Source organism: Streptacidiphilus pinicola (assembly GCF_003258295.1).
GTDB classification, from domain to species: domain Bacteria; phylum Actinomycetota; class Actinomycetes; order Streptomycetales; family Streptomycetaceae; genus Streptacidiphilus; species Streptacidiphilus pinicola.
The window spans coordinates 1-13197 of the sequence record NZ_QKYN01000093.1; the positions used below are offsets into that span (position 1 = coordinate 1).

The following is a 13197-nucleotide window of genomic DNA, read 5'->3' on the forward strand; positions in this document are numbered from 1 at the left end:
GGTCGGGGTGGTCGGGGTGGTGGTCACGGTGGTCGTCGTCCCTTCAGGCCGCGTGGCCGTGCTCGGCGGTCGGCGCCAGGCCGGACCAGCGGGCGAGCACCAGCTGCGGGTCGCCCTCGGCGAGGTCCCGCAGCAGCGCGGCGACCTGGTCCGCCCCGCGCACGCTGCAGACCCGTCGGCAGCGGTAGGTGATGAGCACGACGTTCTCCTCGGAGTGCCGTTGGTAACCGAAGTACGGTGGACGGTTCATCGCTGACTGCCTTCTTTCGCCTGGGACCTGGAAGGGGGTGGGCGACGCGTGCCGCTCAGACGGTCTGGACCTCGCGCACGGGTGCGACGGCGGGCTCGGGTGTCGGCACCGACGTCGGGCCGGTGATCCGCAGGAACCGCAGCACCGGGCCGGCCAGCGCGGTGGTGAGCAGCGCCACCAGCACCATCACGGTGAACAGCTCCCCGGAGATCAGGCCGAGTTGACGGCCGATGCCGAGCACGACGATCTCGGTCAGCCCGCGGGTGTTCATCAGCGTGCCGAAGGCCAGCGCCTCACGGCCGCGCAGGCCGGCCAGCCGGACCGGGAGCCCGGCGCCGAGGAACTTCCCGGCGGAGGCCACCAACAGCGCCGCGACGAGCAGCAGCAGGCCGGACACGCCCAGGTGGCGGATGTCGACGGACAGGCCGGTCAGCATGAAGAAGACCGGGAGCAGCAGGGTGGCGGCCCGGTCCAGCGGCACCCCGACCTGCTGCATCAGCTCGTCGCCCAGCCCGGCGCCCGCCGAGGTGCGACGCGGCATCAGCAGGCCGAAGGCGAAGGCGCCGAAGATGGGGTGGACGCCGATCCAGGAGGTCGCGAAGGCCGCGAAGAGGATCCCGCACAGCACCACGGCGGTCGCCGCGCCGGGGTTGCCGACCGCGTTCAGCCGCGCCAGCACCCGGTGCAGCAGCGGGCGCACCACCAGGACCATCGCTGCGGCGAAGGCGGCCGTCCAGCCCAGCATCACCCAGAAGCCGCCGCTCTTCTGGCCGCCTGCGACGGCGGTGACCAGGACCAGCACGCACCAGGCGACCACGTCGCCGAGCGCGGCGGAGCTCATCGCCATCACCCCGACCCGGGTCCGGGTCAGCCCCTGGTCGCGCAGCAGTCGGGCCAGCACCGGGAAGGCGGTGATGGAGAAGGCCGTGGCGAGGAAGAGCACGAAGGCCAACGGGCGGGCCCCGTGCGGCGCCTGGTCCCGGATCAGGGTCGCGAAGCCGCCGCCGAGCGCGAAGGGCAGGGCCATGGCGAGCACCGCCACCGCGCCGACCGAGCCGCGGGCGCCGCGCATCTGACGCGCGTCGAGCTCCCAGCCGCACAGGAACATCAGCAGTACGAGGCCCAGGTTCGCGATGGCCGAGAGCGGCAGCCGTGCGTCGGCAGGGAAGAGATGGTCGGGCAGGTCACCGGGCAGCAGCCCCAGCACGCTGGGACCGAGCAGCAGCCCGGCGGCGATCTCGGCGACGACCGGCGGCTGGTGCAGGCGTCGCAGCAGGCGCGCCAGCAGCGCGCAGACGGCGACGACGATGGCGATGTCGGCGAGGACCACTGCCTCCACCGGGATCGCGGGCGGTGCCATGGTGACCTCCAGAGCGCGGGCGGGAGTGAGTGCTGCGAGTGTCGCGAGCAGGACCCGGCCGACTGAAGGAAAGCGCCCGGCAATTTTGGCCGGACAGGCAAGTGCCGCCCGGTTCCTGGGAACCGGGCGGCAGCTGCGACGGGGCGGAGCGGGTCAGGCGGCCGAGGTCGCGGCGGCCGCCGCGACCAGGCTCTTGGGCCGCATGTCGGTCCAGGCCTCCTCGATGTGGGCCAGGCAGATCTCCCGGTCCTCCGGGCCGCGGATGACCGTCCAGCCGGCCGGGACGGCCGCGAAGCTCGGCCACAGCGAGTACTGCCCCTCGTCGTTGACCAGGGCGAGGTAGGACTGGTCCTTGTTCTCGAACGGGTTGGCCATGACGGACTCCTTCTCGGTGGGTGGTGCGTGGGTCGGGATGGGTGTGCTGTTCTTGCCGGTTCCGTCCCCCGGGCCGCCGGTGGGGCCGCGGGGACGAGCTGTGGGGTGCGGGTCAGACACGGAGCAGCTCCTCGAACTCGTCGAGCTCCTCGGCGCTGAGGTCCACCAGGGAGGGCGAATCGGCCTCCGGCTCGGCCTCGGTCGGTGCCGTGTCGGCCGTTTCGGCCTGGGTGGCCACCTCGGCGAGGCCGGCCGCGGTCTTGGCCGCGAACACGTCCCGGGGTGCGAAGAGCAAGCCGGCCTTGCGGGCGCGCGAGACGAGCTGGATGGAGGTGATGGAGTCGCCGCCGAGCTCGAAGAAGCTGTCGTCGATGCCGACCCGGGCGAGGCCGAGGAGGTCGGCGATGAGCGAGCACAGCAGCTCCTCGCGCGGGGTGCGCGGGGCGCGGCTGTCGGCGCCGCCGGTGAACTCCGGTGCGGGCAGTGCCCGGCGGTCGAGTTTGCCGGTGACGGTCACCGGCAGCGCCCCGAGGGTGACGAAGGCTGCCGGGACCATGTACTCGGGCAGCGTCCGGGCCAGGTGGGCGCGGAGCCGCTCGGGTTCGGGGGTGGCGCCGTCGGTGGGCACCAGGTAGGCGACCAGGCGCTTGACCCCGGGCTGGTCCTCGCGGACCACGACGGTGGCCTGGTCGACGTCGGCGTGGCGGAGCAGGGTCGCCTCGATCTCGCCTAGCTCGATCCGGAAGCCGCGGACCTTGACCTGGTCGTCGGCGCGGCCGGCGAACTCCAGCCGCCCGTCGGGCGTCCAGCGGGCCAGGTCGCCGGTCCGGTACATCCGCTCGCCGGGCGCGCCGAACGGGTAGGCGACGAAGGCGCTCGCCGTCCGTCCCGGCTGGTCCACGTAGCCGTTGGCCAGCGCGCCGCCGGCGATGTACAGCTCTCCGGTCGCGCCGGGCGGGACGGGGCGCAGGGCCTCGTCGAGCACGTAGACCCGGGTGCCGGCGATCGGGGAGCCGATCACCGGGACGTCGCCCGCCCGCAGCGCCTGGGAGGCGGTGGCGATGACGGTGGCCTCGGTGGGCCCGTAGGCGTTGACCACGCGCCGTCCCGGCGCCCAGCGCTCCAGCAGCGAGGGCGGGCAGGCCTCGGCGCCGACCACGAGCCCGGTCAGGCTCGGCACGCTCGCCGGGTCCATCGCGGCCAGCAGCGACGGCACGATCAGCGCGTGGGTGACCCGGTGCCGGGCGATCAGCTCCACCAGCTGCTCCCCGGGGAGCCGGGACTCGCCCGGTGCCAGCACCAGGGCGGCACCGGCCAGCAGGGAGACGCTCAGCTCGAACACCACGGCGTCGAAGCCGGGGGAGGAGAACTGCAGGACGGCGCTGTCCGGGGTGATGGCCAGCCGCTCGACCATGCTCCGGCTGAGGCCGGCCAGCCCGCGGTGGGTGACCTCGACGCCCTTGGGGGTGCCGGTCGAGCCGGAGGTGTAGATGAGGTAGGCCGGGTGGTCCGGGGTGACGGCGCCGACCGGATCGGTGTCCGGCAGCGCGTCGAGCACCGCCCGCAGCTCGGGGGCGTCCAGGTGGACCGTGTGCCCGACGACGGCGGCCGCGGCCGGTTCGCTGCGGCCGGTGGTGATCAGGCAGCTCGGCTTGGCGTCGGTGAGGATGTGCTGGATCCGGTCGGCCGGGTAGGCCAGGTCCAGGGGGACGAACGCGGCCCCGGTCTTGGTGACCGCCAGCACGGCGGTGATCCACTCGACGCCGCGCGGCAGGGCCAGGGCGACCCGGCTGCCGGGGCCGACGCCGCCGCCGGCCAGGTGGTGTGCCAGCCGGTTGGCGGCCCGGTTCAGCTCGCCGTAGCCGATCCGGACGTCGTCGCAGACCAGCGCGGTGGCCTCGGGGTCGCGGGCGACCTGGGCCGCGAAGAGCCGGGCCATGGTGGTGCCGGTCGGGGCGGGCTCGACCGCGTTCCACTCCCGCAGCACCAGCTCGCGCTGGCGCGGCGTCAGCAACTCCACCTCGGCCACGCGTCGGTCCAGCCCGGTCGCCAGCGAGGTGAGCAGCAGACGCAGCTGTTCGGCCAGCCGGCCCGCCGTCTCCTCGTCGTAGACGTCCGTGCGGTAGCCGAGCTCCAGCCGCCAGCCCGCGTCGCCCGGGGTCACCGCGAGGCTCAGCGGGTAGTGGATCACCGGCGGTTGCTCGTCGCCCTCGTAGGCGTGGACGCGCAGCCCCTCGCTCTGCAGCGAGTCCTCGTTCCAGTCCAGGTTCTGGAAGACCACCACGGCGTCGAACAGGGCGGTGTGCCCGGTGTGGCGCAGGATGGCCGGCAGGCTGGTGTGGTGGTGCGCGGTCAGCGCGGCCTGTCGCTCCTGCAGCGCGGTGAGCACCTCGGCCAGGGTCGCGCCGGGGTCGAGCGGGACCCGGACCGGGACGGTGTTGATGAGCAGCCCGATCATGTCCTCCACGCCGGGGAGCTCCGGCGGGCGTCCGGAGACGGTGGCGCCGAAGACGACGTCCTGCCGACCGGTGAGCGTGGACAGCAGCAGCGCCCAGGCGCCCTGGATCAGCGTGTTGCTGGTCAGGCCACGGGAGCGGGCCGCGGCGGCGAGGGCCTGCGCGGTCGGCGCGTCGAGCGAGCTGACGATGCGCGCCGGCGGCTCCTCCAGGGTGGTCGCGGCGCCGGGCGCGACCAGGGTCGGCTCCTCCAGCCCGGCCAGCTCCTCGCCCCAGGCGGCCAGCCCGGCCGCCTCGTCCTGCGCCGCGAGCCAGCTCAGGTAGGTGCGGAACGGGGCCGGCTGCGGCAGCGCGCTCGTGTCGCCGTCCGCCCGGTAGATCCGCAGCACCTCCTCCAGCGCGTGCGTCATGGACCAGCCGTCCCAGATGACGTGGTGGCTGGTGATGACGAGCAGCTGCCGCTCGGCGCCGAGCCGGACCAGCGCGACGCGGACCAGCGGCGGGGCCGCCGGGTCGAAGCGGGTGGCCCGGTCGGTGGCGAGGATCGCGGCGGTGTGGACGTGCTGCTCCGCGGCGGAGAGGTGGGTGAGGTCGTGCTCGGTCCACGGGATCGGGGCGCTGCTCGGGATGATCTGCACGGCCTCGCCGTCGGCGCGCAGCGCGAAGCCGGCGCGCAGCGCGGCGTGGCGGTCCAGCAGGGTCTGGAAGGCGGCCCGCAGCCGCTCCGCGTCCACCTCGCCGTCGAGCCGCAGCGGCGCCTGCATCGCGTACGGGTCGGTGCCCTCGCCGTCGTAGACGGCGTGGAAGAACAGGCCCTGCTGCAGCGGGGTCACCGGCCAGATCTCGTCCACCGGGCCGTAGCCGGCCGTCAGTTCGGCGTACTCGGCCGGGTCCAGGTCCAGCAGCGGGCCGTCGGCCCAGGTGACCGGGTCGGTGTCGGCGAGGGCGACCGCGAGTGGGCTGATCCCGGCGACGGTCTTGCCGGCGAAGACGTCACGCGGGGCGAACACCAGGCCGGCCCGGCGGGCCTTGGTGGCCAGCGCGATGGAGGTGATGGAGTCGCCGCCGAGCTCGAAGAAGCTGTCGTCGATGCCGACCCGGGTGAGTCCCAGGACCTCCGCGAAGAGCGCGCAGAGCAGCTCCTCGTGCTCGTCGCGCGGGGCGCGGCTGTCCGCGCTGCCGGTGAACTCCGGTGCGGGCAGCGCCTTGCGGTTCACCTTGCCGGTCGCGCCGAGCGGCAGCGCGTCCAGCACGACGAAGGCGGCGGGGACCATGTAGTCGGGCAGCGCGGCGGCGAGGTGCTCGCGCAGGCTGTGGGGCTGCGGCGGCTCGCTGCTGGGGACCACGTAGGCCGCCAGCCGTTTGACGCCGGGCCGGTCCTCCCGGGCGACGACCGCGGCCTGGCCCACCAGCGGGTGGCGGCGCAGCGCGGTCTCGATCTCGCCGAGCTCGATGCGGAAGCCGCGGATCTTGACCTGCTCGTCGGCGCGGCCGAGGAACTCCAACTCGCCGTCCTCGGTCCAGCGGACCAGGTCGCCTGTGCGGTACATGCGCTCGCCCGGGCCGCCGAACGGGGAGGCGACGAAACGTTCCGCCGTCAGCATCGAGCGGTTGACGTAGCCGCGGGCCAGGCCCGCGCCGGCGATGTAGAGCTCGCCGGGGGTGCCCGGCGGCACCAGCCGCAGCGCCGCGTCCAGCACGTAGCAGCGGGCGTTCTCGACCGGGCGGCCGATCCGGGTGGTCACCTCGCCGGCGATGCGGCTGTAGGTGGAGTCCACGGTGCACTCGGTCGGACCGTAGAAGTTGTAGGCCGGAACCGGACCCGCGCCCAGCTCGCTCCACAGGCCGTCGTCGACCAGGTCGCCGCCGAGCGAGATCAGCCGGGGCCGGTAGTCGGGGGAGTCCAGCAGCCCGGCGGCCAGCAGCTGCGTCGCGTACAGCGGGGTGACGCTGAGCGAGTCGATGCCGTGCCGCGCCGAGTACGCGATCAGCCCCCGGGCGTCGCGGCGCAGGTCCTCCTCGACCAGGTGCAGCTCGTGCCCGGCGACCATGCGCAGCAGGTCGGCCCAGGCGGCGTCGAAGCCGAAGCCGGACACCAGCGCGACCTTGAGCCGCCGCCCGCCCGCCGCCTCGACCGCGGGCTGCATGTAGCCGTGGTTCTGGGCGTGGAACATGTTGACGATGTTCCGGTGGGTCACCGCGACGCCCTTGGGACGGCCGGTCGAGCCCGAGGTGTGGATCACGTAGGCCAGGTGGCCGGGCAGCAGCGGCCGCAACCGGTCGGCGTCGCCGAGGTCGTGGTCCGGCAGCGGCCCCGCCGCAGGCTCGTCGACCCGCAGCTCCGTCCAGCCGCCCGCGCCCTCCGGCACCCGGGACGCGGTCCCGGCGTCGGTGACGACCACCACCGGGCGCACGTCCTCCAGCAGGCCGTCGATCCGCTCCTGCGGCCAGGTCAGCTCGGTCGGCAGGTAGGTGCAGCCGGCCTTGAGGATGGCGAGCACGGCCACCACCGCGTCGACGGTCCGCGGCAGCAACACCGCGACCTTGTCGTCGGTGCCGGCGCCCAGCGCGACGAGCCGGTGCGCCAGCCGGTTGGCCCGCGCGTTCAACTCGGCGAAACCGAGCGCCTCCCCGCCGACGACCAGGGCCGTCTCCCGAGGAGTCGCCCGCACCTGCGCCTCGAACAGCTCCGGCAGGGTGGTGTCGTGGCCCTCGCCCTCGGTCGCGCTCCAGCGCCCGACCTGGGTGAGCTCCTGCTCCGACAGCAGCGGCAGGCGTCCCACCAGTTGTTCCGGGTCCTCGGCGAAGGCCCGCAGCACCCGGGCCAGACGCTCGGCCAGCCGCAGCGCCGCCGCGGCGTCGAACAGGTCCGGCCGGTAGCTGACCTCGACCCGCAGTTCCGTGCCGGGGAAGACGTCCAGGCTGAGCGGGAAGTGCGTGAAGCCGCCGGCCTGCTCGCCCGCCTGCTCCAGCGGACGCAGACTCAGCCCCGCGGTGCGCAGCGTGGACTCGTCCCACGGCGCGTTCTGGAACACCACCGAGGTGTCGAACAGTTCGGTGTGCCCGGTGCGGCGCAGGATCGCGGGCAGACTGCTGTGGTGGTACGGGGTCAGTCCGGCCTGCTGCTGCTGGATCGCGGCGAGCAGACCCGCGACGCTCTGCCCGGGGTCCAGGGTGACCCGGACGGGCACGGTGTTGATCAGCAGCCCGACGAGGTCCTCCACGCCGGCGACCTCCGGCGGACGGCCCGCGACGGTCGCGCCGAAGACCACGTCCTGCTGTCCGGTGACGGTGGACAGCAGCAGCGCCCAACCCGCCTGCACCAGCGTGTTGCTGGTCAGCCCGCGGGAGCGGGCCGCGGCCGCGAGCCGCTCGGTGCTCTCCGCGTCCAGGGTGGTCACCACCCGGGCCGGCAGCACCGGCGCGTCCGAGGAGGCCCCGGGCGCGACCAGTGTCGGCTCGGGCAGGTCGGCCAGGTGCGCGGCCCAGGCGTCGAGCGCCGCCTCGGCGTCCTGGCCCACCAGCCAGTCCAGGTAGCGGCGGTAGGGGACGGGCTCCGGCAGAGCGCCGGGCGCGCCGTCTGCCGCGTAGTGGGTCAGCACGTCGCCGATGGCCCGCGTCATGGACCAGCCGTCCCACACGATGTGGTGGCTGGTGATCAGCAGCACGTGCTCGCGCGGCGCCAGCCGGACCAGGGCGACCCGGACCAGCGGCGGCCTGGCCACGTCGAAGCGGGTCGCGCGGTCCGCCGCCAGCAGCTCCGCGACACGGGCCCGCTGCCCCTCGGCGTCGAGGGCGGACAGGTCGAACTCCGCCCAGGGGACGGCCGCCCGGGCCGCGACGAGCTGGACCGGCTCCCCGTCGGCGCGCACGGCGAACCCGGCGCGCAGTGCGGCATGGCGGTCCACCAGGCTCTGGAAGGCGGCCCGCAGCCGCTCCGCGTCCAGCTCGCCCTCGACCCGGAGGGGTATCTGGCCGACGTAGACGTCGCCCGGTCCCGTCCCGTCGTCGGCGCCCTCGTACAGGGCGTGGAAGAGCAGACCGTGCTGGAGCGGGGCCAGCGGCAGGATCTCCTCCACCGCGCCGCGCCCGGCGGTGAGTTCGGCGTACTCGCGCTCGTCCACGGTCACCAGCGGCCCGGCCGGGGCCGTCGCCGGGGCGGCCGGCCCGGTGGTGCCCGCCCGGCGGGCCAGCGCCACCACCGTCTTGCACTCGAAGACGTCGCGCGGGGCGAGCTTCAGCCCGGCCGCGCAGGCCCGCGCCGCGAGCTGGATGGAGGAGATCGAGTCGCCGCCGAGCTCGAAGAAGCTGTCGTCGATGCCGACCCGGTCGAGGCCGAGCAGGTCCGCGAAGAGGGAGCAGAGCAGCTCCTCGCGGTCGTCACGCGGGGCGCGGCTGTCGGCGTCGCCGGTGAACCGGGGCGCGGGCAGGGCCCTGCGGTCGAGCTTGCCGGCCACCGTGACCGGGAACGCGTCCAGCACCACGAACGCGGCGGGAACCATGTAGTGCGGCAGCGTCAGACCCAGCTGCTCGCGCAGCTCGTCCACGTCCGGGGCCTCACCCTCCGGGACCAGGTAGGCCACCAGGCGCTTGACGCCGGGCTGGTCCTCCCGGACCACGACGACGGCCTGCCCCACGCCGGGCCGGGCGCCCAGGACGGCCTCGATCTCGCCCAGCTCGATGCGGAAGCCGTGGACCTTCACCTGGTGGTCGGCGCGGCCGACGAACTCCAGCTGCCCGTCCGCGGTCCAGCGCACCAGGTCCCCGCTGCGGTACATGCGGTCACCGGGCGCGCCGAACGGGCAGGCCGCGAAGGCCGCGAGGGTCTGCGCCGGGTCGCCGACGTAGCCGCGGGCCAGGCCCGGCCCGCCGATGTACAGCTCCCCGGTGAAGCCGGGCGGGACCGGTCGCAGGTACGGGTCCAGCACGTGGAGCCTGGCGCCGGCGATCGGACGGCCGATGACCGGCACGTCCCCGGGGTTCAGCGGCTCCGACGCGGCGACCACGACCGTGGTCTCGGTGGGCCCGTAGACGTTGTGGAGGCGGCGGCCGGGCGCCCAGCGCTCCAGCAGCGCCGGCGGCAGGGCCTCGGCGCCGACCGCCAGCGTGGTCAGCGAGGGCACGCTCGCCGGGTCGACGGCGGCCAGCAGCGACGGGACGATGAACATGTGCGAGACGCCGTGCCGGGCGATCAGCTCGACCAGCTGCTCGCCGGGCAGCCGCGCCTCGCCGGGGGCCAGCACCAGCCGCGCGCCGGACAGCAGCGACATGCACAGCTCCATGACGATGGCGTCGAAGCTGGGCGAGGAGAACTGCAGCACCGTGCTCTCGGAGGTGATCCGCAGACCGGTCGACAGGCTGTGGGCGAGGCCCGCGAGGCCCCGGTGGGTGACGTCGACGCCCTTCGGCGTGCCGGTCGAGCCCGAGGTGTAGATGAGGTAGGCGCTCTGCTCGGGGCCGATACCCGGCGCGGGGTTGTCCGTCGGACGGTCGCGCAGCGCCGCCCGCAGCTCCGGGTCGTCCAGGAGGAGCATCGGGGCCGCCACGGTCTCGCGGGCGAGCCGGGTCCGGCTCGTGGTGATCACGCAGCCCGGCCGGGCGTCGGCGAGGACGAGCCCGATACGTTCGAACGGGAAGGCCAGGTCGACAGGGACGAAGGTGGCGCCGGTCTTGGTGACGGCCAGCACCGCGGTGACCCAGTCGGTGCCGCGGGGCAGCGCCACCGCCACCCGGGAGCCGGGGCCCACGCCGTGCTCGGCGGACAGCTGGTGGGCGAGGCGGTTGGCCGCCTCGTTGAGTTCGGCGTAGCTGATCGCGTCGTCCTCGCAGAGCAGCGCGGTGGCCGCGCCGTCGCGGGCGGCTCGCGCCTCGAAGAGCTGGGCCAGGGTGGCCGGCGCCGGCTGGGCCGGGGCCTGGTTCCACTCGGTCAGCACCCGGTGCAGTCCCTCCGGGGAGAGCAGCGGCACCTGGGCCACCGTCCGCTCCGGCTCCTCGGCGAGGACCGTCAGCAGCTGCCCCAGGCAGTCCACCAGGCCCTGTACGAAGTCGGCGTCGAACGCGTCCTGGCGGTAGCTCAGCTCGATGCTCAGCCGCGACCCGGGGAAGACGGCGAGAGTCAGCGGGAAGTGGCCGAAGCCGCGCCCGTCCCGCGCCTCCTGCGGCAGCAGGTCCAGCTGCTCGCCGCGCAGGAAGCCCGCCTCCCACAGGCCCGGGGAGTCGGCGTCGGCCGCGAAGTTCTCAAAGCCGATGGAGGTGTCGAACAGCTCGTCGAAGCCGCTCCGCCGCTGGATCGCGGCCAGGCTCAGGTGGTGGTACGGCGACAGGGCGGCCTGCTGCTCCTGGATCTCGGCCAGCAGCGCGCCGACCGGCCGCGCCGGGTGCAGCGAGACGCGCACCGGCACGGTGTTGACCAGCAGACCGACGATCTGCTCGACCCCCGGCAGCTGCGGCGGACGGCCCGACACCGTGGTGCCGAAGACCACGTCCTGGTTCCGGGTCAGCGCGGAGAGCAGCATCGCCCAGGCGCCCTGGAGCAGGGTGTTCATGGTCAGGCCCCGGCCGCGCACCGCGGCGGTGACCCGCGCCGTCGTCTCCTCGTCCAGCGAGCCCAGGACCCGGGCCGGCAGGGCCGTGAGCGTCGCGCCCGCGCCGGGGGCGACCAGGGTCGGCTCCTCCAGCCCGGCCAGCGCCTCGCCCCAGGCGGCCAGGCCGGCCTCCTGGTCCTGCGCCGCGAGCCAGCTCAGGTAGCTGCGGAACGGCACGACCTCGGGCAGCACGCCGGTGTCGCCGTCCGGCTCGTACAGCCGGGCCACCTCGTCCAGCGCCCGCGCCATCGACCAGCCGTCCCAGACGATGTGGTGGCTGGTCAGCACCAGCAGCTGCCGGTCCGGGGCCACCCGCAGCAGCAGCGCCCGCAGCAGCGGCGTGCGCGCCGGGTCGAAGCGCTCCAGCCGGTCCTGCGCCAGCAGTTCGGTGATCCGCTCCCGGCGTCGCTCCCCCGACAGCCCGGTCAGGTCCTGCTCCTGCCAGGGCAGTTCCATCGAGGAGCGGATCACCTGCACCGGCTGGCCGCCGCGCCGCAGCACGAAGCCGGCCCGCAGACCCGCGTGCCGCTCCAACAGGCCCTGGAACGCCGCCCGCAGGCGTCCGGAGTCCACGGCGCCGGCCAGCACCAGCGGCGCCTGCAGCAGGTAGGGGTCGGCCTGCTCCTCGTCGTAGACGGAGTGGAAGAGCAACCCCTCCTGCAGCGGCGTCACCGGCCAGATCTCGTCCACCGCCCCGAAACCGGCGGTCAGCTCGGCGTACTCGGCCTCGTCGAGCGCCACCAGCGGTCCCTCGGCGGCCCCGAGGCCGGCCTCCTCGGTGACCTCGACGGCGGCCTCGGCCAGCGCGGCCGGGGTCTCGCCCTCGAAGACGTGGCGGTACTCCAGCACCAGGCCCGACTCACGGGCCCTGGCGACCAGCTCGATCGAGGTGATCGAGTCGCCGCCCAGCTCGAAGAAGCTGTCGTCGGACTCGACCTCGGTCACGTCCATGTCGAGGATCTGGGCGAACAGCTCACGCAGCAGCGCCTCGCGTGCCGTTCGGTCCTGCTGGGTGGGCGCGTTCATGGCGTCGGAACCCTCTCTTGGTGGTCGGTGGTGGCGGTGACGTTCTCGGACTCGGGGAGCGGTGGTGCGGGCGGGGCTCAGAAGCGCACGCGGTCCGTCGGGTCGGCGCCGTCGGCGCCCAGGTCGCGGCTGACGATGATCTTGCGGAGCCAGCGGTCGGTGCCGTCGTAGCGGGCGGTGAAGGAGTCCCGGGCGTGGGCGACGCTGCGGTTGTCGAGGATCAGCAGGGTGCCGGCGGCCGCGACCAGCGGCCGGCGGACCCGGTCCAGCTCCATCCGGAGCCGGGCCAGCGCGCGCACGGTGACCGGGTCGTCGTCGATCACCCGCATGAACGGCAGGTCCAGGCGGACCCGCGGGTTGTCGGGGGCGTCGGACAGCACCGCCACCGGCTCCGGCCGGTCGCGCATCGCGATCGCCCGCTCCAGCTCCGGCGCGCCCGGCGCCCGCAGCTCCAACTGCCGGATGTGCTCGTCGTCCGGCACGATGTGGAACCGCGGCTCGGACAGCAGCTTCCGGTCCCAGTCGCTCAGGTCGACGTCCCGCACCGCCGCGACGAAGGTCGGCACCACGTCGGTGTTGCGGATCCCGAAGAGCAGCAGGTAGTCGGCCGAGTCGGTGCGGAACGCGTCGTCGGTGTGGAAGGAGAGGAAGCCCTCGCTGCCGTGGCCGCTCTCGCGCTTCTCGTCGCCGCGGATCGGGAAGATGTCCTGGATCATTCGGCCGTACTGCAGCGTCGCCCAGGTGAACGGGTCGCCGAGCGCGGTGCCGCACAGTGCCAGGTAGATGTCGGAGTGCAGCGTGGCGGACAGTCCCTCGGGCCGCTCCCAGTGGTCCGGGGTGGGCCCGACCACCGCGTGGTCGATCGGGAAGCCGTGCACCTGGCAGACGGTGGCGGCCGGGTCGTCCCGGAACTCCCGCAGAAAGCGCAGCAGGTGCGGCGGCAGCAGTTCGTCGCAGCGCTCGAACTTGCGGTAGAAATCCGGGTCGACCGGGGAGATGCCGCTGTCGGCGAATTCCTGCACCACGTCCAGGACGTCGTCGATCTCGGCCTCGTTCAGCGTGTACGAATGCGTTCTTCCGGCGTGCGTCGACGTCGGACCGGTGAAGTGGTGCGTGGTCATGGGAATCTCCGGGTTTCGTCTCGAG

5 protein-coding genes are annotated in these 13197 nt (G+C 74.2%); all 5 read right to left on the minus strand.

Annotation, left to right across the window (positions count from 1 at the left end):
- Positions 1-43: 43 nt before the first annotated feature.
- The 5 genes from DN069_RS23575 to DN069_RS23595 all read right to left on the minus strand — a co-directional run bounded on the left by DN069_RS23575 (position 44) and on the right by DN069_RS23595 (position 13172).
- Entirely contained in the window at positions 44-250 is a 207-nt protein-coding gene (locus DN069_RS23575) for a hypothetical protein (RefSeq protein WP_111499246.1), read from the minus strand.
- A 55-nt stretch (positions 251-305) separates the two neighbouring features.
- Positions 306-1610 (minus strand): cation:proton antiporter domain-containing protein, encoded by a 1305-nt coding sequence (locus DN069_RS23580; RefSeq protein WP_111503994.1) that lies wholly within the window; start codon positions 1608-1610, stop codon positions 306-308.
- 153 nt (positions 1611-1763) lie between these two features.
- The gene (locus tag DN069_RS23585) at positions 1764-1985 is read right to left on the minus strand and encodes an MbtH family protein (protein WP_111503996.1); all 222 of its coding nucleotides are present in this window, start codon (positions 1983-1985) and stop codon (positions 1764-1766) included.
- 112 nt (positions 1986-2097) lie between these two features.
- Positions 2098-12051, minus strand: coding sequence for a non-ribosomal peptide synthetase (locus DN069_RS23590; protein WP_111503998.1), 9954 nt, complete (start codon positions 12049-12051; stop codon positions 2098-2100).
- Positions 12052-12128: 77 nt separating this feature from the next.
- Positions 12129-13172, minus strand: a complete 1044-nt coding sequence (locus tag DN069_RS23595; RefSeq protein ID WP_111504000.1) for a TauD/TfdA family dioxygenase — start codon at positions 13170-13172, stop codon at positions 12129-12131.
- Positions 13173-13197 lie beyond the last annotated feature (25 nt).